Annotated in this window: 20 protein-coding genes; 14 read left to right on the top strand and 6 right to left on the bottom strand. The window is 69.1% G+C overall.

From position 1 onward, the window contains the following. The first annotated feature begins 49 nt into the window (after positions 1–49). Positions 50–1,246 carry a cytochrome P450 gene (locus ACH4E8_RS29730; protein WP_398453992.1) on the top strand — a complete coding sequence of 399 codons (1,197 nt, stop codon included), beginning with the start codon at positions 50–52 and terminating at the stop codon, positions 1,244–1,246. Positions 1,247–1,520: 274 nt separating this feature from the next. Here the strand turns inward: ACH4E8_RS29730 and ACH4E8_RS29725 are convergent, their stop codons facing one another. Next, positions 1,521–2,528 (bottom strand): Gfo/Idh/MocA family oxidoreductase, encoded by a 1,008-nt coding sequence (locus ACH4E8_RS29725; RefSeq protein ID WP_398453989.1) that lies wholly within the window; start codon positions 2,526–2,528, stop codon positions 1,521–1,523. Between the two features lie 164 nt (positions 2,529–2,692). Here ACH4E8_RS29725 and ACH4E8_RS29720 point away from each other — a divergent pair, with 164 nt between their 5' ends. The 13 genes from ACH4E8_RS29720 (at position 2,693) to ACH4E8_RS29660 (ending at position 17,395) form a co-directional block, all read left to right on the top strand. Next, positions 2,693–3,412: a GntR family transcriptional regulator gene (locus ACH4E8_RS29720; RefSeq protein WP_398454377.1), complete on the top strand. Its 720-nt coding sequence runs from the start codon at positions 2,693–2,695 to the stop codon at positions 3,410–3,412. Positions 3,413–3,550: 138 nt separating this feature from the next. Then, positions 3,551–4,546 (top strand): sugar ABC transporter substrate-binding protein, encoded by a 996-nt coding sequence (locus ACH4E8_RS29715; RefSeq protein ID WP_398453987.1) that lies wholly within the window; start codon positions 3,551–3,553, stop codon positions 4,544–4,546. Between the two features lie 209 nt (positions 4,547–4,755). Further along, positions 4,756–5,730 carry a sugar ABC transporter substrate-binding protein gene (locus ACH4E8_RS29710; protein WP_398454375.1) on the top strand — a complete coding sequence of 325 codons (975 nt, stop codon included), beginning with the start codon at positions 4,756–4,758 and terminating at the stop codon, positions 5,728–5,730. Next, positions 5,727–6,791 carry an ABC transporter permease gene (locus ACH4E8_RS29705; protein ID WP_398453985.1) on the top strand — a complete coding sequence of 355 codons (1,065 nt, stop codon included), beginning with the start codon at positions 5,727–5,729 and terminating at the stop codon, positions 6,789–6,791. The genes ACH4E8_RS29710 and ACH4E8_RS29705 overlap by 4 nt, the downstream gene beginning before the upstream one ends. Further along, positions 6,788–7,636, top strand: a complete 849-nt coding sequence (locus tag ACH4E8_RS29700; RefSeq protein ID WP_398453982.1) for an ATP-binding cassette domain-containing protein — start codon at positions 6,788–6,790, stop codon at positions 7,634–7,636. Before ACH4E8_RS29705 ends, ACH4E8_RS29700 begins: the two co-directional genes overlap by 4 nt. 150 nt (positions 7,637–7,786) lie before the next feature. Beyond that, entirely contained in the window at positions 7,787–8,947 is a 1,161-nt protein-coding gene (locus ACH4E8_RS29695; RefSeq protein WP_398453980.1) for an ROK family glucokinase, read from the top strand. 99 nt (positions 8,948–9,046) lie between these two features. Next, positions 9,047–9,631: a hypothetical protein gene (locus ACH4E8_RS29690; protein WP_398453978.1), complete on the top strand. Its 585-nt coding sequence runs from the start codon at positions 9,047–9,049 to the stop codon at positions 9,629–9,631. Between the two features lie 661 nt (positions 9,632–10,292). Further along, the gene (locus ACH4E8_RS29685; protein WP_398453976.1) at positions 10,293–11,144 is read left to right on the top strand and encodes an SAM-dependent methyltransferase; all 852 of its coding nucleotides are present in this window, start codon (positions 10,293–10,295) and stop codon (positions 11,142–11,144) included. Positions 11,145–11,761: 617 nt separating this feature from the next. After that, complete coding sequence (locus ACH4E8_RS29680; protein WP_398454372.1) at positions 11,762–12,622, top strand: N5-glutamine methyltransferase family protein; 861 nt, start codon at positions 11,762–11,764, stop codon at positions 12,620–12,622. Positions 12,623–12,716: 94 nt separating this feature from the next. Beyond that, positions 12,717–13,037, top strand: a complete 321-nt coding sequence (locus ACH4E8_RS29675; protein ID WP_398453973.1) for a chorismate mutase family protein — start codon at positions 12,717–12,719, stop codon at positions 13,035–13,037. Between the two features lie 35 nt (positions 13,038–13,072). Further along, complete coding sequence (gene pabB / locus ACH4E8_RS29670; protein ID WP_398453971.1) at positions 13,073–15,136, top strand: aminodeoxychorismate synthase component I; 2,064 nt, start codon at positions 13,073–13,075, stop codon at positions 15,134–15,136. Further along, positions 15,133–16,065, top strand: coding sequence for a prephenate dehydrogenase/arogenate dehydrogenase family protein (locus tag ACH4E8_RS29665; protein WP_398453969.1), 933 nt, complete (start codon positions 15,133–15,135; stop codon positions 16,063–16,065). The genes pabB and ACH4E8_RS29665 overlap by 4 nt, the downstream gene beginning before the upstream one ends. A gap of 103 nt (positions 16,066–16,168) precedes the next feature. Beyond that, the gene (locus ACH4E8_RS29660) at positions 16,169–17,395 is read left to right on the top strand and encodes a PLP-dependent aminotransferase family protein (RefSeq protein ID WP_398453967.1); all 1,227 of its coding nucleotides are present in this window, start codon (positions 16,169–16,171) and stop codon (positions 17,393–17,395) included. 133 nt (positions 17,396–17,528) lie between these two features. Here the strand turns inward: ACH4E8_RS29660 and ACH4E8_RS29655 are convergent, their stop codons facing one another. The 5 genes from ACH4E8_RS29655 to ACH4E8_RS29635 all read right to left on the bottom strand — a co-directional run bounded on the left by ACH4E8_RS29655 (position 17,529) and on the right by ACH4E8_RS29635 (position 22,527). Next, positions 17,529–18,221, bottom strand: coding sequence for a formyltransferase family protein (locus tag ACH4E8_RS29655; RefSeq protein WP_398453964.1), 693 nt, complete (start codon positions 18,219–18,221; stop codon positions 17,529–17,531). 60 nt (positions 18,222–18,281) lie between these two features. Next, a complete protein-coding gene (locus ACH4E8_RS29650) occupies positions 18,282–19,160 on the bottom strand; it encodes an LLM class flavin-dependent oxidoreductase (protein WP_398454369.1) in 879 nt (292 codons plus the stop codon). A 92-nt stretch (positions 19,161–19,252) separates the two neighbouring features. After that, entirely contained in the window at positions 19,253–20,209 is a 957-nt protein-coding gene (locus tag ACH4E8_RS29645; protein ID WP_398453962.1) for an L-tyrosine 3-hydroxylase, read from the bottom strand. Positions 20,210–20,255: 46 nt separating this feature from the next. Beyond that, on the bottom strand, positions 20,256–20,774 hold the full coding sequence (locus ACH4E8_RS29640; protein WP_398453960.1) for a VOC family protein: 519 nt from the start codon (positions 20,772–20,774) through the stop codon (positions 20,256–20,258). Between the two features lie 34 nt (positions 20,775–20,808). Continuing rightward, the gene (locus ACH4E8_RS29635) at positions 20,809–22,527 is read right to left on the bottom strand and encodes a gamma-glutamyltransferase family protein (RefSeq protein WP_398453957.1); all 1,719 of its coding nucleotides are present in this window, start codon (positions 22,525–22,527) and stop codon (positions 20,809–20,811) included. Positions 22,528–22,906 lie beyond the last annotated feature (379 nt).

Here is a 22,906-nt window from a genome sequence, read left to right as displayed (position 1 = left end):
CCGCCCGGCCCCGCTTCCGGCCGTCACCCCCGCGACGTAGCCTGACCCGATGAACTCCACCCTCGACCTGTCGGAGCTGCCGGGCTTCCGCGAAGACCCCTACCCCCACTACGCACGGCTGCGCGAGCAAGGGCCCGTGCACCGCGTGCGCGACTGCTTACGCGCCGTCGGCGACCCCAACGGTCACTTCTGGCTCGTCGTCGGCCACGAAGAGGCCCGCGCCGCCCTCGTCGACCCCCGACTCATCAAGAACCCCCAGGCGGTGGGGTTCTCCTCGCCGGACATCGACATCGTCGGGCCGCACCTCCTGCACCGGGACCCGCCCCACCACGCCCGGCTGCGGAAGCTGGTGTCCCGGGAGTTCACCGCGCGGCGCATGCAACAACTGGAGCCCCGCATCCAGGAGATCACCGACGGACTCCTCGACGCCGTCGTCCCGGCCGGCCGCGCCGACCTCGTGACGGACTTCGCCTTCCCGCTGCCCATCACGGTGATATGCGAACTGCTCGGCGTGCCGATGACCGACCGCGACGCCTTCCGCGAACTGACCAACGAACTCGTCGCGCCCACCGACCTCAGCAAACGCCCCGACGGCCTCCGCCGCATCGGCGACTACCTCGACGACCTCATCGCTGACAAGAGGTCCAACGGCGGCAGCGACGACCTGCTCTCCGTGCTGATCCGCACCCGGGACGAGGGCGACGACCACCTCACCGGACCCGAACTGCGCGCCTTCGCCTACCTGCTGCTGATCGCCGGGCACGAAACGACGGTCAACCTCATCGTCAACGGAGTGCGCGCCCTCCTGGCCCACCCCGAGCAACTCGCCGCGCTGCGCGCCGACTTCTCCCTCCTCGACGGTGCAGTGGAAGAGATGCTGCGCTACGACGGCCCGGTGGAGACCGCGACGTACCGCTTCACGGCCGAGCCGGTCGAGATCGCCGGCACGGCGATCCCCGCCGGCGAGATGGTCCTGGTGGGCCTCGGGCCGGCCGACCGGGACCCGGCCCGCTTCCCCGACCCGGACCGCTTCGACATCCGCCGTGACGCCCGCGGCCACATCGCCTTCGGACACGGCATCCACTTCTGCATCGGCGCCCCGCTGGCCCGGCTGGAGGCCCGCATCGCCCTGAAGACCCTGCTCACCCGCTGTCCCGAACTGGCCGCCGACCCCTCGGCGGGCCCGCTCGACTGGCTACCGGGCCTGCTGATCCGGGGCGTACGCAGCCTGCCGGTGCGCTTCTGAATTTCGGCGGCGCGGTCTCGCCGTGCGGCGGGCTGCGCCATTGCGTCCGCGGCCCGTCCGTAGCTTGTCGCGCGGTTCCGCCCCCTACGCCCCCGGGCGTAGGGGGGAGCGACCTGCCATGGGTGACCCGCAGGTGACCGCCGGGGGCAGCGAATCAGGGGCGCGGGGAACTGCGCGAGCAGCTCTCCACCGGCCGGTGGAGGGCAACGCGCCCGCAGGGCGACGATGGGTGCCTCCAGAGGCGTAGGGCCGCGCGGGGCCGTACGGGCGCGCCCTAGTCGTCCGTGGCGATCTCGGTGAGGCGCACCGCACGGCGCTCCCGGCGGGAGAGCTCGCACGCCTCGGCGATCCGCAGCGCGGCCAGCGCCTCCCGGCCGTCGCACGGGTTCGCCCGCTCGCCCCGCGCCAACTGCACGAAGGCGTCGAGCTCCGCTTCGTACGCCGGGGCGAACCGTTCCAGGAAGCCGGGCCAGGGGCGCGGGGCGCGCGGCGGGCCCTTGGGCTCGGTGGAGGTCAGCGGGGTGCGCTCGTCGAGCCCCACCGCGACCTGGTCCAGTTCCCCGGACAGCTCCATCCGAACGTCGTACCCGGCGCCGTTGCACCGGGTGGCGGTCGCCGTCGCCAGCGTCCCGTCGTCCAGGGTGAGCAGCACCGCTGCCGTGTCCACGTCGCCCGCCTCGCGGAACATCGCGGGACCGGCGTCCGACCCGACCGCGTACACCTCCACCACCTCGCGGCCGGTGACCCAGCGCAGCACGTCGAAGTCGTGGACCAGGCAGTCCCGGTACAGCCCGCCCGACAGCGGAAGGTACGCGGCGGGCGGCGGCGCCGGGTCGGAGGTGATCGCCCGTACGGTGTGCAGCCGGCCGAGCCGACCCGAGCGCACCGCCTCCCGCGCGGCGCCGTACCCCGCGTCGAAGCGGCGCATGAAGCCGAGCTGCAACTCGGTGCCCGCCTCCTCGACCGCCCGCAGCGCCTCCAGCGTCCCCGGCAGGTCCAGTGCGATCGGCTTCTCGCAGAAGGTCGGCAGGCCCGCGCGGGCCGCGCGGCCGATCAGCTCGGCGTGGGAGGCGGTCGCCGACGCGATCACCACCGCGTCCACGCCCCAGCTGAAGACCTCGTGGACGCCGGGCGCCGCGGTCGCCCCGACCTGCTCCGCCACCGCCGCCGCCCGGGCGGCGTCCGCGTCCGCGACGACCAGCGAGCCGACCTCCCGGTGACGGCTGAGCACGTCCGCGTGGAAGGTGCCGATGCGTCCCGTACCGATCAATCCGATGCGCATGCGCCCAAAATGGAGCCCGGCCGCCACCGCTGTCAAGACTTTGTCATGACAACCGGACTTCACGACTTCCCGTCAACATGAGAGCGCACTACGCTCGCCACGTGTCCAAGCAGCCCAAACCCGATACGGACCCGTCGGACCCGTCGGTGTCGCTCCAGCTCAGCGTGGACCGCACCAGCCCGGTCCCGCTCTACTACCAGCTGTCGAAGCAGTTGGAGGCGGCCATCGAGCGGGGCGCACTGACCCCCGGCAGCCTGCTCGGCAACGAGATCGAACTCGCCGGGCGGCTCGGCCTGTCCCGCCCCACCGTGCGCCAGGCCATCCAGTCCCTGGTCGACAAGGGCCTCCTGGTGCGGCGCCGCGGCGTGGGCACCCAGGTGGTGCACAGCCAGGTCAAACGCCCGCTGGAGCTCAGCAGCCTCTACGACGACCTGGAGGCGGCCGGCCAGCGCCCCGCCACCGTCGTGCTGCGCAACGCCGTCGAGCCGGCCGGCGCCCGCGTCGCCGCGGCCCTCGGCGTCGCGGAGGGCACCGGGGTGCAGGCCGTCGAGCGGCTGCGGTACGCCCACGGGGAACCCATGGCGCTGCTCGCCAACCACCTCCCCGCCGACCTGCTGGCGTACGACACGGAGCGCCTGGAGGTCACCGGCCTCTACCGGCTGATGCGGGCCGCCGGCATCACCCTGCACAGCGCCCGGCAGTCCGTCGGCGCCCGCGCCGCCACCGCGGCCGAAGCGGAACTCCTCGGCGAGGCGTCCGGCGCGCCCGTGCTCACCATGGAGCGCACCACCTTCGACGACACCGGCCGGGCCGTCGAGTACGGCTCCCACATCTACCGCGCCTCGCGCTACGCCTTCGAGTTCCAACTCCTGGTGCGCCCCTGACGACGCTCCCCGGCGGTCTCGCACGGGTGAAATGTCAGGCGCGTAAGAATGTTCGGACAAAGTATTGACGGGGCCGTGTCACCGCCGTAGAAACTCACCAGCCGCAACCGGGCGGCCGGGAGGGAAGGCGGACCCACCATGCGTACCCACCGCACGGCAACAGCCCTGCTCGCCGCGGGCGCCCTGGTCCTCGCCGCCGGGTGCAGCAGCTCCGGCGGCAAGGAGGCCGAGGAGTCCAAGGAGCGGGGCGGCGGGGGCGTCGTGGCCGACACGCCCCGGATGAAGGTCGCCATGGTCACCCACTCCGGCGAGGGCGACACCTTCTGGGACATCGTCCAAAAGGGCGCCAAGGTCGCGGCGAAGAAGGACAACGTCGAGTTCCTGTACGCCGCCAACAAGGAGGGCAAGGAACAGGCCCAGCTCGTGCAGACCTACATCGACCAGAAGGTCGACGGGATCGTCGTCACCCTCGCCAAGCCGGAAGCCGTCCGGGACGTCGTCAAGAAGGCCGTGGCCGCCGGCATACCCGTCGTCACCATCAACTCCGGCGGAGAGTTCTCCCGGGCATTCGGCGCCCTCACCCACATCGGCCAGGACGAGTCCGTTGCCGGCGAGGCAGTCGGCGAAGAGCTGAACGCGCGGGGGAAGAAGAAGGCCGTCTGCGTCATCCACGAGCAGGGCAACGTCTCCCTGGAAGCCCGCTGTGCCGGAGTGAAGAAGACCTTCAAGGGCTCCGTGGAGAACCTCAACGTGGAGGGCACCAACATGCCCGCCTCCACCTCCACCATCCAGGCGAAGCTCCAGGCCACCGGCGACGTCGACGCCGTCGTCACCCTCGGCGCCCCGTTCGCCGCCGCGTCCGTGCAGGCCAAGAAGGGGGCGAAGGCATCGGCGGAGATCAACACCTTCGACCTCAACGCCGACGTCGTCAAACAGCTCAAGGCCGGCGAGGTCGGCTTCGCCGTCGACCAGCAGCCCTACCTCCAGGGCTACCTCGCAGTCGACGAACTCTGGCTCAACAAGGTCAACCGCAACGTCATCGGCGGCGGCAAGCCCGTGCTGACCGGGCCCGCCCTGATCCGCCAGAAGGACGCGGAAGCCCTGGCGGAGCTGACCGCCGACGGCACCCGATGACCGCGCCAGGGGCACCCCCGGTGACCTCCCCGGCGTACCCGATGCCCACCCTCCCACCTGCCGTGACCCATACTTGGGCGGCTGGGGCGCATCATCTGGCCCCCGGACCGCGCCACCGGGCGCGGTCCAGCGCAGGGCGAGCAGCGGTACGGCAAGAAGGGCACGGCGTCGTGGCAAGGGCAAGGACAGGGGTACGCGCGCTGGGCGCGATGCTGGCGGCGGTGCTCGGAGTCTCCCTGGTGGGGTGCAGCAGCACCGGCGGCAAGCGCGCCGAGGACGCCCGCAAGGCCGCCGCCTCCGGTGGGAAGAGCACCGTCACCACGCCCCGCTGGACCTTCGCCATGGTCACCCACTCCGGCGACGGCGACACCTTCTGGGACATCGTCCAAAAGGGCGCCCAGGAAGCCGCCGCCAAGGACAACATCAACTTCCTGTACTCCAAGAACGACGAGGGCCAGCAGCAGGCCCAGCTCGTCCAGGCGGCCATCGACAAGAAGGTGGACGGTCTGATCGTCACCCTCGCCAAGCCGGACGCCATGAAGGACGTCGTCAAGAAGGCGGCCGCCGCCGGCATCCCGGTGATCACCATCAACTCCGGATCCGCCCAGTCCAAGGAGTACGGCGCGCTGACCCACATTGGCCAGGACGAGACCGTCGCCGGCGAGGCCGTCGGCGACGAGTTGGACGCCCGCGGCAAGAAGAAGGCCCTGTGCATCCTGCACGAGCAGGGCAACGTCGGCCACGAGCAGCGCTGCGCTGGCGCCAAGGAGACCTTCGACGGCGAGATGCAGAACCTGTACGTCGACGGCACCAACATGCCCGACGTCCAGGCGTCCATCGAGGCCAAGCTCCAGACCGACCCGTCGATCGACGCCGTCGTCACCCTCGGCGCGCCCTTCGCGGACACCGCCGTGCGCGCCAAGGAGACCGCCCGCAGCAAGGCCGAGATCGACACCTTCGACCTGAACCCCAAGGTCGCGGCGGCGCTCAAGGCCGGCACGCTCGGCTTCGCCGTCGACCAGCAGCCGTACCTCCAGGGGTACGAGGCGGTCGACCTGCTCTGGCTCTACCGGTACAACGCCGACGTGCTCGGCGGCGGCAAGCCCGTGCTCACCGGACCGCAGATCCTCACCAAGGACGACGCGGCGCAGTTGGAGGACTACACCAAGCGGGGGACCCGATGAAGTCGACCTCACCACCACCGGTGGGCCTGGACGAGGGGGCCGCCGGCGACGAGCGGCTGCTGCACACCTCGGCACTGCGCAAGCTGCTGGGCCGCCCGGAGCTGGGCTCCGTCGTCGGCGCCGTCGCGGTGTTCCTCTTCTTCTCGATCGTCGCGGACTCCTTCCTCCAGGCGTCCAGCTTCTCGACCGTGCTGTACGCGGCCTCCACCATCGGGATCATGGCCGTCCCGGTCGCCCTGCTGATGATCGGCGGGGAGTTCGACCTCTCCGCGGGCGTCCTGGTGACCACCTCGGCGCTGTTCTCGTCGATGTTCAGCTACCAGATGACGGCGAACGTCTGGGTGGGCGTCTTCGTCTCCCTGCTGGTCACCCTGGCGGTCGGCGTCTTCAACGGCGTCCTGCTCACCCGTACCAAGCTCCCCAGCTTCATCATCACGCTCGGTACGTTCCTGATGCTCACCGGCCTCAACCTCGGCTTCACCAAGCTGATCACCGGGCGGGTCTCCACCGACTCCATCAGCGACATGGAGGGCTTCGCCGCGGCGAAGAAGGTCTTCGCGTCCGAGCTGGTCATCGGGGACGTGACCTTGAAGGTCACCATCTTGTGGTGGCTGGGCCTCGTCGCGCTCGCCACCTGGGTCCTGCTGCGCACCCGCTTCGGGAACTGGATCTACGCCGTCGGCGGCAACGCGGACGCCGCCCGCGCGGTCGGCGTCCCGGTCGCCAGGACCAAGATCGGCCTCTACATGGGGGTCGCCTTCGCGGCCTGGGTCTCCGGACAGCACCTGCTCTTCTCCTTCGACGTGGTGCAGTCCGGCGAGGGCGTCGGCAACGAGCTGATCTACATCATCGCCGCGGTCATCGGCGGCTGTCTGATCACCGGCGGCTACGGCTCCGCGATCGGCTCCGCGGTCGGCGCGTTCATCTTCGGCATGACCAGCAAGGGCATCGTGTACGCGGAGTGGAACCCGGACTGGTTCAAGTTCTTCCTCGGCGCGATGCTGCTACTCGCGACCCTGCTCAACGCATGGGTGCGCAAGCGGGCGGAGGCGACGCGATGACCGAGCACACCGAGCACACCGAGCACACCGAGCCCACCGAGAACAACGCCGAGCGGGCGCCCCTGGTCGACCTGGACGAGGTCAGCAAGTACTACGGCAACATCCGCGCCCTGGAAGGCGTCTCCCTCCAGGTGCACGCCGGCGAGATCACCTGCGTGCTCGGCGACAACGGCGCCGGCAAGTCCACCCTGATCAAGATCATCGCGGGGCTGCACCAGCACGACGCCGGCACCTTCTCCATCGAGGGCGAAGAGACCCGCCTCGCCTCCCCGCGCGCGGCCCTGGACCGGGGCATCGCCACCGTCTACCAGGACCTGGCCGTGGTGCCCCTGATGCCGGTGTGGCGGAACTTCTTCCTCGGCTCCGAGCCGGTGAAGGGCGTCGGGCCGCTGCGCCGCCTCGACGTGCGCACCATGCGCGAGACCACCCGCTCGGCGCTGCTGCGGATGGGCATCGACCTGCGGGACGTGGACCAGCCGATCGGCACCCTGTCCGGCGGCGAGCGCCAGTGCGTGGCGATCGCCCGCGCGGTCCACTTCGGCGCGAAGGTCCTCGTCCTGGACGAGCCCACCGCCGCGCTGGGCGTCAAGCAGTCCGGCGTGGTGCTGAAGTACGTGGCAGCGGCGCGCGACGCCGGCCTCGGCGTCGTCCTGATCACCCACAACCCGCACCACGCGTACCTGGTCGGCGACCGCTTCGTGCTGCTGAAGCGGGGCACCATGACCGCGAGCCACACCAAAGACTCGGTGACGCTGGACGAGCTGACCCGGCAGATGGCGGGCGGCAGCGAGCTGGACGACCTCCGCCACGAGCTCGAACGCTCCGGGGCCACGCCCGACGAGTGACGACGCCGGCCCGGGCCCCGCCTGGTCGCCCCGGGCCACTCCGTCCCGCGACCGAACCCCCACCCCACCCACACACCGCAAGTGGCAGAATCGGGTCCGGCGGGCCCACCCGTCACGCAAGGCCCACCGCCCCCGAGACCCCGCAGGTACATGAGCACCTACCGCGACTTCGCGCACCGCGGCTCCGCCCGCGCCACCGTCCTGCGTACCGTCGGGACCCGAGAGCGCCGGTCGCACCTGACCGCACCGCGCGTGCCCACCGTCGGCATCGACATCGGCGGCACGAAGGTCATGGCCGGGGTCGTCGACGCGGACGGCGTCATCCTGGAGAAGGTCCGCACCGAGACCCCGGACAAGTCGAAGAGCCCCAAGGTCGTCGAGGACACCATCTGCGAACTCGTCCTCGACCTCTCCGACCGCCACGACGTGCACGCCGTCGGCATCGGCGCGGCCGGCTGGGTCGACGCCGACCGCTCCAAGGTCCTCTTCGCCCCCCACCTGGCCTGGCGCAACGAACCCCTGCGGGACGCCCTCTCCGCCCGCCTCGCCGTGCCCGTCCTCGTCGACAACGACGCCAACACCGCCGCGTGGGCGGAGTGGCGGTTCGGCGCCGGCCGGGGCGAGGACCATCTGGTGATGATCACCCTCGGCACCGGCATCGGCGGCGCGATCCTGGAGGACGGGCAGGTCAAGCGGGGCAAGTACGGGGTGGCCGGCGAGTTCGGCCACATGCAGGTCGTCCCCGGCGGCCACCGCTGCCCGTGCGGCAACCGCGGCTGCTGGGAGCAGTACAGCTCGGGCAACGCGCTGGTGCGCGAGGCCCGCGAGCTGGCCGCCGCCGACTCCCCGGTCGCCCACGGCCTCATCGACCGCGTCGGCGGCAACATCGGCGACGTCACCGGACCGCTCATCACCGAGCTGGCCCGGGACGGCGACGCGATGTGCGTGGAGCTGTTCCAGGACATCGGCCAGTGGCTGGGCGTCGGCATCGCGAACCTCGCCGCTGCGCTCGACCCGTCCTGCTTCGTGATCGGCGGCGGCGTCAGCGCCGCCGACGACCTGCTGATCGCCCCCGCGCGGGACGCCTTCCGCCGCCACCTCACCGGCCGCGGCTACCGTCCCGAGGCGCGCATCGTCCGCGCCCAGCTCGGTCCCGAGGCCGGCATGGTCGGCGCCGCGGACCTCGCCAGGCTGGTCGCCCGCCGCTTCCGCCGCGCCAACCGCCGACGGCTCGAACGCCACGAGCGGTACGAGCGCTACGCCCAGGCCCTGCGCAACCCGGGCGCCGCCCGCTCCCCCCGGGAGACCTGACCGCACCCCGCCCGCACCTCGCCCCGGCCCGCCTCCGGAGCGCGTTCGCGCCGGTGAACCGTAGACTTCAGTTCCGCCGACCCACCAGGAACCGCAGTCATGAGCGTCGTACCCCGCCAGTCCGCACCCGTGGACGACACCGGCTTCCGGCCGCCCGAGGACCGCCGGCACATGATCATCCGCCGTTGGCTGACGGCGATCGTCATCGTGCTGCTGATCGGGATCCCCGCCGGTTATCTGGTCGTGTCCGCAGAGCAGAGCCGGGACAGCGGCCGGGACAAGGCCGCCGAGTCCTCGGCCACGGGCCTGCGGGAGAGCTGGCCCTCGCAGATGAAGCGACGCATCTTCGAGGTGCCGATCCCCTCGGAGTCGGAGCGGGTCGCCTACTTCGAGACCAGCAACTGGAAGACCAGCCGGCTGTACGTCCAGTTCACCACCAGCTCCGCCGGCCTCGACCACTTCCTGGAGTCGATGGGCACCAGCCGCGCCGCCCTCCAGCCGGGCCTGATCACCATCGGCACCAAGGAGGCGACGACCGTGGGCTGGACCTTCACCCCGGGCGAGCGCGCCTGGACCGGGCTGACCAACCCCCAGGACGAGCCGCGGCCCACCCAGCACGTAGTCGTCGACCTGACGAAGCCGGAACGCCCCAGGGTGTACGTGGTCTCCACCACGACCCCGTAGCGCGTTCCCCTGCCGCAGCGATCGAACGGTGGCCTCGACGCCACGGTGACAAGGTCGCCGTCGATGTCTATCTTGGGACGGGCAGCCGCGTCCGGTGGGGACGTCGGTGCAGCGGCGCGTAGGCGAGCCCCGTGGTGGGGGTGTGGCAGTGGGCGCCGGGCAGCCGTTGTACACGTGGGTTGCCGGCCCTGTCGGTCGGAGCGCGATCGACGGGATCGGACGGGACCGACGGGTCACGATCGGGGAAGTGACCGGCGCGCAACGGGTGGGTGGGGCCTCCACGGGCTGATCCCTTCCTCGTCGCGAACGCTCTGACGCGGTGATCGCATGACCCCTGCACCACCGACACCCATCCCTTGACCTGCACTCATGGGCCGACCTTAGAGCTCCGACGCGACTCAGCGGGCTGGACGGCCACCTGCCGCCCTGACAGACTGATCACGATCAATCGGTTGGCCCCGCTTCCCCGAGCGCCTGTGGCTTCGCCGCTAACCCTCGGGTCTGACTGCCGTCGTACGTCTCTACGGTCGCCGTCGAGCGGCCTCACCCGCGGCTGCTCGTCCGCACCTGACAACACGGGGCAACCACGAAGTTCGTGCGCAATCGGCTTGTTTGCCGGAGTCACCAGCTCGACGTACTGAACCGGATTGATGGAGGACCGATGACGCTGGACACCACCGCCGAGGCACCGGTGCCCGAGGAGGTGGGGCGGCTCTACGACCGCTTCGTCACCCTCACCACCGAGGCTCCCAGTTCCAACATGCACTACGGCTATTGGGAAGGGCCGCACGACACCGCTCCCTTGGAAGTGGCGACCGACCAACTCACCGATCTGCTGGTACGCCAGCTCGAACTGGGGCCCGGCCGGCGGGTACTTGACCTCGGGTGCGGGCTCGGGATTCCGACCATCCGGCTGGCCCGGACGACGGGCGCAGAGGTGGTCGGGATCACGAACAGCCATGAGCAGGCGAGGGTTGCCCGGGCGCTGGTGGAGAAGGAAGGGATGGCGCACCTCGTGACGATCGCTCATGGCGACGCCACCGAACTCGCCGCCCACCCCTCGGGCTCGTTCGACGCGGTCATGGCGCTGGAGTCGATCGGGCACATGCCGGACCGTGAGACGGTGTTGAAGAGCGCTGCCCGGGTCCTGCGGCCCGGTGGCCGGATCGCCCTGACCGACTTCTTCGAGCGGGCCCCCCTGCCGGCCGACAAACAGGAGGCGCTCGACGCCTACTTCACGAAGTTCATGATGACCTGGGTCGGTCAGATCGACGCCTATCCCGGCATCGTGCGCGCTGCCGGACTGCGCCTGAGCTCGCTCACCGACATCAGCGAGCAAACCATTCGGAGGACCTTCCAGCAGGTGCCCCGCAGCGTGGTGGACAACTTGCCGAAGCCGGCGGACGTCTCTCAATTGCCGGAGATGGACCAGTTCGGTGCCGTTGCCATTGGGCTGGTCGACGTCTGGGAACTCGGTTACCTCATGTTGGTCGCAGAACTTCCCGGCGATTAGTCAAAAGAGGGGCATTCGGCCAGGGCGCTAGGGCCATCCCGACGGTTCGCACCACTCGGCCAGTGAGCGTGCTCGATGCTTCACGCCGTGATTATCGGCCCGATCAACGGCCGCGGCCCGTCCGGCAAGCAGTGGCGTCAGCTTGGGTATTCCCGATCGAGTGCCGCTCATCTGTCAGATTCTGGCCCATTTTCACTCCCGTTCCCACGGTTCTGGAGAAGATGCTGACCTCGGCTTGGTTCTCGTCATGCCCGGACTATTGGTTGGTGTGCTGAATGTGAGCCTGACAGCTTGCGCGAACCAATGGTTGACAAGACTTGACGTGAACTGGAAGATCCTCATCGTTGCCCGATCCGGATGCAGTCCGACGGAGGTGGTGGTATCAGCATGGGTGGAAATGGCCCCTTAGCGTCCCGCCGTGAATGGCAGTTGCGGCCGATGGAGGGTGAAGGCGGCGAAGCGCTGCATTCGTTCGCGGTCGGCGGTGGAGGGAGAGGTCGGTGTAGTGATGTCCAGCGAATCGGCGTAACTGTTGCCGAAACCGTTGCTTATCCCATCAAGACAGTTGACAACGTTGGCGGATCGACAGGCAGTGCGGCGCCGCGCGGGTGGGTGACATGCCGACCCTTCGGTGGCTGATCGACACGGCTGAGCGCACGCTGTCCGCCGCCGTGGTGCCCGATCCGCGTGGCGACGCCACGGCGTTGGCCGCACACGTGCTCGGGAGCGAGGTGGCGCACCTCGCCGCCGACGCCGAGGTCCCGGCGGCGCGGGCCGAGTTGTTCGCAGAGCTGGTGGCCAAGCGGGCGGAGCGGGTTCCGCTCGGCCACCTCACCGGTCGCATGTTCCTCGGCGGTATCGAAGTGGCCGTTGCGCCGGGGGTCTTCGTGCCTCGCGTGCACAGCGAGCTGGTGCTCGCCCACGGGGCGGACGTGCTGCGGGCGGTTGCCGCCCCCCTGATCGTCGACCTGTGCACGGGGTCGGGCGCCATCGCCCTCGCCATGGCGCACCGCAGACCCGACGCCCGGGTGCACGCGGTCGAGCTGGACCCGTTGGCCCTCGACTGGGCCCGGTTCAACGCCGCCCGCCGTGCCGAGGCCGGCGACACCCCGATCCGGCTGCACGCGGGAGATGTGACCGACCCTGAACTGCTCGCCGAACTCGACGGGCACGTTGACCTCATCACCGTCAATCCACCATTTGTGCCCGATGGCGTTCAACTGCTTCCGGAATATGGAAAGTTCCATCCCAAGCAGGCGATCTTCAGCGGTTCTGACGGCCTTGATGTGATTCGTGGCGTGCTACCCGTGGCCGGTCGACTGCTCCGGGACGGTGGGACCTTGGTCATTGAACACGGCCGTTTCCACCAGGAGACCGTGCCCGGCCTCCTGCGCGCCGGCGGACAGTTCGCAGAGATCGCCGACTACTGCGACCATGATCGGCAGCCGCTCTACACGGCGGCTCGCCGGGCGCGCTGATTCACCAGTTCTTCGTCGAACGTTCCGGCCTCCGCCCATGAATGCCCACTGATTGCATCAGGCGGTCGACCGACCGCGGTAAGGGGAAGCGTCCATGACGGAAGAGCACCATGAGGGTTCGCGTGACTCCCACGCGCTAGAGGCACTTCGTGCAGAATTAGACGCGGTTGATGAGCGCCTGCGCGATGCCCTGCGGGAGCGCATCGAAATTTGTGTCCGGATCGCCGAACACAAGAAAGAGAATGCAGTTCCGATGATGCAGCCCCACCGGATCGGAATCGTACAGGAGCGGGCCGCACGATTCGCCGCCGAGCATCAAATCGACCACGCGTTCATCAAGCGCTTCTATGACCTCATCATCGAAGAGACCTGCCGCGTCGAGGACCTAGTGATTGCGGGCAAGGGAAGGGCTTAGGGACAGATGCTGCCGCTGAACTAGGAGTTCGCCCCATGAGAACACTCATAATCGATAATTATGACTCCTTCACCTACAATCTCTACCAGCTTCTCGGTGAAGTGAACGGGCAGCAGCCAACCGTCCTGACCAACGATGTCGACTGGTCAGAAATCCGATTCGATGACTTCGACAACATCGTCATCTCGCCGGGACCCGGGACGCCGCACCGTGAGGCCGACCTCGGGCTCAGCGCGCGCATCATTCGGGAGAGCGGATTGCCCGTCCTCGGCGTCTGCCTCGGACATCAGGCCATCTGCCACCTGTTCGGTGGCGAGGTCGAGCACGCTCCGGAACCCATGCACGGCCGGATCTCCGCGGTGAACCACGAGGGACGGGACATCTTCGAAGGCATCCCGTCCCCCTTCGACATCGTTCGCTACCACTCGCTCGCCGTGACCGAGCTGTCCCCGGAACTGGAGGCCCTCGCCTGGACCGAGGACGGCCTCCTCATGGGCGTACGACACCGCAGTGCGCCGCTGTGGGGCGTCCAGTTCCACCCCGAGTCGATCTCCAGCGAGTACGGCCGTGAACTGCTGACCAACTTCCGGGACCTCTCCCGCGACCACTCCCGCGACCGTTCCCGCGATCAGGTGCGCTCGCGCACCTCGGAGGCGTCCGACTCCCGATACCGGCTGAAGGTCCGCAAGGTGGAGGGGCTCCCCGATGCGGAGCGCACCTATCGATCCCTCTTCGCCGACGCGCCGCACAGCTTCTGGCTGGACAGCAGCGCGGTGATCGAGGGAGTGTCACGCTTCTCCTTCATGGGCGACGGTCGGGGACCGCTCGCCGAGTACGTGACCTACAGCGTGACCGCCGGCCACGTCACGGTGAAGCGCCCGGGACAAGTCGCCGAGCTGATCCGTCAGCCGTTCTTCGACTACCTCGACGAGCAACTGAGCCGGCGCTCGATGCCACTGCCCAAGGACCTGCCCTTCCAGTTCAACCTCGGCTACGTCGGCGCCCTCGGGTACGAGCTGAAGGCGGAAACCGGTGGCCATCCGGCCTACCACGCCGAAACCCCGGACGCGGCACTGCTCTTCGCCGACCGCGCCGTCGTCCTCGACCACGTCGAAGGCGCCTGCTATCTGCTCGCCCTCGAAGTCGACGAGCACATGAGCGAGGAATGGCTCGACGCCACCGCCGAAGCCCTCAACGCCATACCGGAGGCCGCCACCGGCGCCCCTCCGGCGCCCTCCCGGCACACGGAGTCCGTCCCGGCCGACGCGCTCTTCCACGGCCAGGAGGAGTACCTCAAGCTCATCGGCGCCTGCCTCGACGCGATCCGTGACGGTGAGACCTACGAGGTGTGCCTCACCAACACCGCCTCCGTGCCCGCGCCCGCCGACCCGGTGGCGACGTACGGCCGACTGCGCGACATCAGTCCCGTCCCGTACGGCGCACTGCTCAACTTCCCCGGCACGGCGGTGCTCAGCGCGTCCCCCGAGCGATTCCTGAGGGTCGATGCCGAAGGCGTCGTCGAGTCGAAGCCCATCAAGGGCACCCGACCACGCGGCGCGAACGCGGTCGAGGACGCCGAACTACGTGCGGACCTGCTCGGCAACGAGAAGGACCGGGCGGAGAACCTGATGATCGTGGACCTCGTTCGCAACGACCTCAACAAGGTCTGCGAAATCGGGTCCGTCCGGGTGCCGAGCCTCTTCGCGGTGGAGAGCTTCGCCCAGGTGCACCAACTGGTGTCCACCATTCGCGGCACCTTGCGTGCGGACCGCTCCGCCGTGGACTGCGTCCGGGCGTCGTTCCCCGGCGGATCGATGACCGGAGCACCCAAGATCCGGACCATGGCGATCATCGACGAGTTGGAACAACGCCCCCGTGGACTGTACTCCGGCGCGCTGGGCTGGTTCTCACTCGGCGGCGCCGCCGACCTGAGCATCGTCATCCGCACCCTCGTCGTCCACGGCGGCCGGGCGTCCATCGGGGTCGGCGGAGCCATCGTCGCCCTGTCCGACCCGGCGGATGAGTTCGAGGAGACCATGGTGAAGTCGCGGGCGGTGGTCGCCGCCCTCACCACGGCAGGGAAGGAGTCAACGCCTTGAGGGAACACGAAGGACAGTTGAGATGCGTCGTGGTCGGCGGAGCGGGTGCAGTGGGGGAGATGTTCGCCGAACTCCTGACCGCATCGGGCAACCGGGTCCGCACCGTGGACCCGGCTCACCGGCGCACCGGCGGCCGCCATCTGCGGGGCGACGTCCTGGAACCCGACGAAGCCGTGCGGAGCGAGCTGAGAGCGGCGGACGTGGTACTGCTCGCCGTGCCCCAGAACGTCGCGCTTGCCGCACTCCCCGTCGTCGCAGGCACCGTCAGGCCGGACGCCCTGCTCGTCGAGACGCTCTCCGTGAAGCACGCCTTCAACGAGGCGGTACGACGAACTTCACCGGAACTGCAAGCCGTTGGACTCAACCCCATGTTCGCGCCCTCGCTCGGACTGCCGGGGCGGCCGGTCGCCACCGTCGTACACCACGACGGTCCCCTCGTGCACCGACTCCTTGAGCTGGTACGTGGGGGCGGCGGACGCGTCGTGCCCGTGGCGGCGGCCGAGCACGACCGCATCGCGGCAGCGTCCCAGGCACTGACCCATGCGACGGTCCTCGGATTCGGCTCCGCCCTCGCCGAACTGGACGTGGACGTCGAGACGCTGTTCGCGCTCGCCCCGCCTCCCCACGCCGTCATGCTGGCCCTGCTGGCCCGCATCGTCTCCGGCACGCCCGAGGTGTACTGGGACGTCCAGGCGGGCAACCCCCAAGCGCCCGAGGCCCGCAAGGCGCTGGCCGCCGGAGTGCACCAGCTCGACGCGCTGACCGCACCGGGCTCCGCACCCACGGCGGAGACGGACTTCGAGGCGGCACTGCAACGCATCAGAGCAGCGCTCGGCGGGCGGCTGGACGACTGCGCGCAGCTGTGCGCCGGTCTGTTCGCCCACCTACCGCAGACGCTCGAACCGCCCACCGGTGGAACCCCCTCCTGAGAGCCGTGCCGCCGGCACCTGGGAGACGGCTCCGGGCTCACCGCGAACGGCGAGCGCCGTCAGCACCAGTACGACCTGAACTCACGGGACAACCCTTAAGGCTATGGCTATGGTGACAAGCTCGCACGCCCCACTCCTCGCCTCCCGCGCCAGCAGCGTCGACGCATCGCCGGTCCGTGAGATCCTCGCGCTGACCGAGCAGCCCGACGTCATCTCCTTCGCAGGTGGACTGCCGGCGCCGGAACTCTTCGACGTCGAGGGCATGAGCGCTGCCTTCGCCGGCGTCCTGACCGAGACTCCCCGGCAGGCACTCCAGTACTCGACCACCGAGGGAGATCCGTCCCTGCGGGAGGCGGTCGCGGCGCGCCTCGGCAGCCAGGGGCTCCCGACCGGGCCGGACGACCTCCTGATCACCACCGGCTCGCAGCAGGCGCTCTCGCTCGTCGTGGCGGCGACCCTGGACCCCGGGGACACCGTCCTCGTCGAGGACCCCACCTATCTCGCCGCGCTGCAGTGCCTCAAGGCCGCGGGCGCCCGGGTGCTTCCCGTGCCGTGCGACGCCGGCGGCGTCGACCCGTCCGCACTGGCCGACCTGGTGGCCCGGGAGCGCCCCAAATTGCTCTACGTCATCCCCAACTTCCAGAACCCGACGGGACGCACCCTCTCCGCCGCCCGCCGGGCGGCGATCGCACACGTCGTGGCCCGCAGCCGCATGTGGGTGGTCGAGGACGATCCCTACGGCGAGCTGCGCTTCGAGGGCGACCCGGTGCCCTGGCTCAGCGGCTTCGACGACGCGGCCCCGCACGCCGTGCTGATCGGCAGCTTCTCCAAGATCATGGCTCCTGGGCTACGGCTGGGTTGGCTCAGGGCCCCCCGAGCGCTGCGCCGGGCCTGCGTGATAGCCAAGCAGACCGTCGATCTGCACACCTCGACGCTCGACCAGGCGGCAGCGGCGCGCTACCTCCGGGACGCGGATCTGGACGCCCATCTCGCACGTGTTCGTCACTCGTATCGGGAGCGGCGGGACACGCTGCTGCGGGGGCTGCCGCACGCCTTGCCCCGGGGCTCCACCTGGACCACCCCGGACGGGGGCATGTTCGTCTGGGCCCGGCTCCCGGAGGGCTTCGACGCATCGGCCCTCTTGCACGACGCGGTCGCGCAACGGGTCGCCTATGTGCCCGGTGCGCCGTTCTTCGTGGGAGCGGCGGACGAGGGCACCCTGCGCCTCTCCTTCACGACCCACACCCCACAAGAGATCGAAACCGGGCTGCGTCGCCTGCGCACCGTCTTCAAGGGGGCCGGCGAGAGCGGAACCGACCGGGACGTGTGAACCGGACACAGGAACTGGGGGTGCTCGGGTCACCGTCGCCACGACGGTGACCCGAGCACCCCCAGTTCCTGTTCGGCCGACGCGGTGGACGGGCGCACGGAGCTGCACCGGCTCCGCCACCCCGTCCACCTGCTCACGATCCGTACAGCGCCCACTTGCTGCCGTCGACCGACTCCGAGCCCGGCAACGCGATCAGTTCCGGCTTGAAGAGCGGGGGAGAGTCCATGGACGGCTCCCAGGTGGCCAGTGACTCGTCCTGCGGTACCTCGACGCGCCGTCCGCAACTCAGGTCGTTGACCACTCGACGCAGCAGATGGACCCCCAACGGGGAGAGGTGCTCGCGCCACAGGCTCTGCGGGGTCGAGCCCGGTGGCACGAGCACGTGCTCCTGCGCGGCGATGGGGCCGCCGTCCGTGCGTTCGGTCAAGTGGTAGACCGTGCCGCCGGCCACCTTGTCGCGGTCGCGAATGGTCCAGCGTATGGCGTCCCGCCCGCGGTGAATCGGCAGCAGACTGGGGTGGTAGCCGATGGTGGCCACGCGGGCCCGGGCCCGCGTCTTGCGCCCGATGAAGGCGTGCGAATGCGCTGCCACGATCACGTCGACCCCGTCTGGAATGTGCGGCGCTCGCAGGTACTGCGAATCCACCCAGGGGGTCTCAGACATGGCAGCCCAAGCACGGAGCCGGTCCCAGGACAGGGGACTGTCGTCGATGCCCCTCTTGCGCTGCGGTGGGGAGGCGGCCCCCACTAGTTCGTGCCCGTCCTCCGAGAGTGCCTCCGCCACCTGCACAGCGAACACACCGCTTCCGGAGATGTAGATGTTCACAAATGCTCCCGGTGAGCCGATGCTTGTCTAGCCTGCCTGGAAGGTACGAGTAGCCGGCATTCACATCTCTTGGATCTCGGGCAGCGCCTTTTCCGCGATCAAGTGCGCCATCCGGGGATCCGCCTGGTACATCCCGGACGGACGCGGCCAGTGGATCACCAGGTCGGTGATCCCGATCGCAGCGTAGGACCGCGCGTACTCCAGGAACGCCGACGGAGACCGCGACTCCTGCGGCAGATCGGTGACCACGAAGGTCTTGCCCAACTCGGCCGGATCCCGGCCGATCTGGTCACACGCCTTCGTCAGCCCGTCGAGCTGGCTGCGAACCATGTGCAGGGTCTCCTCCGGCGTGCACTTCCTGGAGTGCACCGCAGCTCCGAAGGTGACCCATGCCGAACCGTGGCGGGCAGCGAGCTCCAAGCCGCGCGGACCGGTGGCCGCGACGGCGACCGGAAGCGACGGACGGCGACGGGAGCTCGCGACGTTGCGCGACTCGAACGCGGAGAAGAAGCGCCCTTCGTAGGTGACCAGGGGTTCCCGAAGCATCAGGTCGGTCAGCTCGACGAACTCGGCGAAGCGCGCCGTCCGGTCGCGGAGCGAGAGCCGGGTCGGGTCGACGACCCGGTCGTCACCGGCCGTGGTGGAGCCCGCGCCGATGCCCAGGACGAACCGCCCCTGCGAAATGTCGTCGACCGTGATCGCGTCCTTCACCGTCGTCACGGGGTGCCGGAAGTTGGGCGAAGTGACGAGCGTGCCGAGCTGGATTCGGTGCGTGGAATTGGCGGCTGCTGCCAACACGGGATACGGGGAGAACCAGGGGCTGTCTTCCAGCGGCCCCCAGGACATGTGGTCGTACGTCCAGGCGGAGTCAAAGCCGAGCTCCTCCGCCGCACGCCAGTCCTTTCCCGCCTCGTCCCAGTGACGGTCGGGAAGAATCATCACGCCGACGCGCAAGGTACTACCTCCGAGAGATGAATCATGATCCGATGACTTCGTTCGTGCGTGTGGAACCGTGCGACGGCCGGCCTACGTCACCTGCAAGGATCTGGTTCGACCCGTCCGGTCAGCGCGATCAGTTCAGACAGGTCTTGAACCAGTGAATGCTTGCGTTCGACGACCTCATGGGTGCTGAGCTCCTCCGGTTCCTCCCGCTCCCCGAGGCCGAGCAACGGATCCAGGCCATTCGTATTGATGTCCAGCACCACCGCATGGATCCGGCGCATCAACTGCCGGACGACGGCCTCATACGGCACGGACATTCGATGAGTCAGGAACACGTTGTCATAGAGACAGCACAATGCCTTGCGGGGCATTTGCCACAGACCGTGACCAACACCGTTCTCCTGCATCAGTGAGACTCCGGACGGCACCAACTTCAACGCGATTCCCTGATGAACCTGCTCGACGAGCAGACATTCACTCTCCAGGGTCTTCGCCTGCGTGCCGGACCCGAGGTCGACACGGCCACGCAGAAGCGGTCGGATCGGCCCGAAGTCACGCGCCCAGGCGCCGCTCATGCTCACGTGCTGTCTGGCCAGTGGTGCCCGGATGACTCGATCGTAGATCTCCCGCGTGGGCGATCCGGTGTACAACAGCATTCCGGTGTAGCCGGTCACCAGCAGCCGGGCGTCGCGGGCGATTCGCTCGTGATCGGCTTCCGGGTCGGTCGCTGCGTCAACCACCCCGGCGAGAAGCTGCCAGATCGCGAACGTGACCTGATGACCGGTCACCCAGCGGAACCAGAACAACCGGTCGAGTTCGGAGTCTCCACCGTTCGGCCGAGGTAATGAAGGGTCGCTGTCTTCAGCGGACAGGTGGCGCAACCGCTCCTGCATCGCCATGATCGGGGCCGGGTCGTCCAGCGTGCGGCGCGAGGGCCATCTGGCAGGAAGGGCCAGCGGCTCCAGGGCGTACGGGTGCCCCCCGTACTCCCAACGATTCGTCGGCGGGATCCGGTCAACGACAACGCCCGTGTCCAGGGCGCTCATTGAGTCCCCCTTTGGGCCGCCGCTCCATTGGAATGAGTCAGGATACTCACTGGGGCTCCGGGAAGTAGCTGAACTCGAATTCACACCCATTGGGGTCGTACGCATAGAAGCTGCGCATGCCGTCGGCATCCACATCGATTTCACTGGCCGGCTCCGGCCTGGCGAATCGATAGCGCCCCGACTCGAACAACGTGAACCAGTGGTCCCGCCACCGGCTCAGTTCTTCGGGAGACGAGACCGCAAGACAGATGTGCTGCAATCGGTTCGCGGTGGCAGGCGGGGGCTCGTTCGCCCCGCCTTGGCAAGTCATGATGTGCAACCGGACGTCGGCCACGACGAGTTCGGTCAGCTTGCTGATGCCCGGCAGCCGACTGTGGCTCAATGCCGAGAATCCACCGTCCATCGTCCAGGTCGCCTTGCAACCGAAGAATTCGCCGTACCACGCAATGGACGACTCCATGTCGGCTGTCTGAATTCCGACGTGGTGTATGCCGCCACTGAGCCGTGGCCGCCATGTGCCCTCGTTCTCTGGGGAGCTCTGTCCGTTCGCTTCCGCGCGCAACATCTCTGCGTCTCCTTAGGTCCTGCTTCCGGTCTGTCTATCGGCCCATTGCGTACGCCTGTCGTCCGCGGGGGCCGGCGGCGGCCACGATGAAGCCGTCATCGTCGGTGAAGCCCGTTGCGCAGATCTTCCCCAGCGTGAATTCCGGTACTTCGGCCACGTCGTGCCCGCGCTGCCGCAGATCCGACACGACCTCAGGGCTGAATGAACGTTCCACGGTCACACCGCGGGGGCGGTACTCCCTGGGGGCGAAACTGGCGGGCAGTGCGTCCGTGTGGAACATGGGGAGCTCCGTCGCCTGCTGTAGGTCCCGTTGGAAATGGGTGACCGCGAGGAAGAAGAGCAGCGTCCATTGATCCTGCCTGTCGCCGCCGGGCGTGCCGAAGGCCAGGCCGGGCCGTCCCTCGCGCAACACGATGGTCGGGCTGAGCGTGGTGCGCGGACGACGACGGGGGGCCAGTGAGTTCGGGTGCCCTTCCACGAGCCACATCGACTGGCCTCGGGTGCCGAGCGGGAAGCCGAGTTCGGCAATGGCAGGCGAGCTCTTGAGCCAACCGCCGCTGGGGGTGGCGGCGACCAGGTTGCCTTCGCGGTCGGCGACGGTGACGCAACAGGTGTCGTCACGTGCGGCCGTCGTGCGCGCCAGGTTGGGCACGCCGTGGCGGATCTGCGCCATCCAGTCTTCTTCGACCGGCGGCTGCTCGACGGGTTGGGGCAGCGGTATCCACGAGGTCTGCCCGTTCGGCGAGCCGGGTCGGGGCTCCGTCGACGCCTCCTGCCCGATGAGCTTTCGGCGTTCGTCGGTGTAACCGGGGTCGAGGAGTCCTTCCAGCGGGAGCTCGCTGTGGAGCGGATCCCCGTACCAGGCTTCCCGATCGGCCATGGCCAGCTTCGCGCACTCGACCACCGTGTGTACGTACTCCGCACTGGAGGCGTCGACGCTCGCGAAGTCGAAGCCGTCGAGGAGCGCGAGCTGCTGGAGGAAGACGGGGCCCTGCGACCAGATGCCCGGCTTGCAGACCCGCTGACCGCGGTAGTCGAGGTGCGTGGCATCCTCCACCGTCGGCTCCCACGTCGCCAGGTCGTCGCCGCGGAGGAAGGCGCCGTGGCGACGGCCGGTGGAGTCCAGGACGGAGGCGGTCCGCGCGAAGCGGTCGATCGCCTCGGCGACGAAGCCTTGGTAGAACGCGTCGTGCGCGGCCTGGATCTGGGCCTCCCGCGAGGCGGCGCCCGCTCCGGCCAGGATGAGCCGGCGGTAGGTCTCGGCGAGGGCGGGATTCGTGAAGCGGGTCCTCGTGGTGGGGGCCAGCCCGCCGGGAAGGTACGTGGCGGCGGAGCCCGTCCAATCCGCGGTGTACAGGGGGGCCAGCGCCGCGATCGCCCGAGTCGTCTCCGGTAGCAGGGAGAAGCCGCCGGCGGCGTATCCAATGGCGTAGTCAAGGACGTCGGCGAGCTTCATGGACCCGAACTCGGCGAGCAGCCGCAACCAGGCGCCGACTGCTCCGGGAACCGTTGCGGGCAGGAGCCCCGAACCGGGGACCTCACTCAGTCCGAGGTCTCGGAAGGCATGCAGAGTCGCGGTTGCGGGCATGGGGCCCTGTCCGCAGATCGACCGGGTGGTCTCCGCGGAGGCGCCGTGCACGAGGATGGTCACGTCGCCTGCCGGACCGTTGTTCTGCGGTTCCACGACCTGGAGGACGAACGCTGCGGCGACAGCGGCGTCGAACGCATTGCCACCGCGCTCCAGAACGGCCATACCGGTCGCTGAAGCAAGGGGGTGCGTCGACGACACGGCGCCGAAGTCGCCTTTGATTTCCGGCCTCATCGCAATGGGCACTGCTTGTTTCCCTCCGTGGATGGCAACGTTGGCGGCTGCCGCGGCCTGCACCTTTCGCTGCGGCAACTGGTTGGGCACGCCCGCAGGTGAGCGCTGCGGATCGAGTGAGGGCCTGATCCGTGAAGACAGGCCCTAGTCGGCCCAGTCACCGGCCAACAGGTCCTCTAGGTCGTCGACATCCCGCTGGGAGATGCCCGTTGCTGCAAGGTCGGAGGGGGTGTGGTGGGTGGTGTGGGTGTGGGTGTGGTGGGTGGTGAGGGTGGTGAGGGTGTTGGTCCAGAGGGTGTTGAGGGTGTGG

Source organism: Streptomyces sp. NPDC017979, assembly GCF_044328175.1.
Lineage (GTDB): Bacteria > Actinomycetota > Actinomycetes > Streptomycetales > Streptomycetaceae > Streptomyces.
The sequence above is the reverse complement of the archived record's forward strand: the minus strand, read 5'-3'. Positions and strand labels throughout refer to the sequence as shown.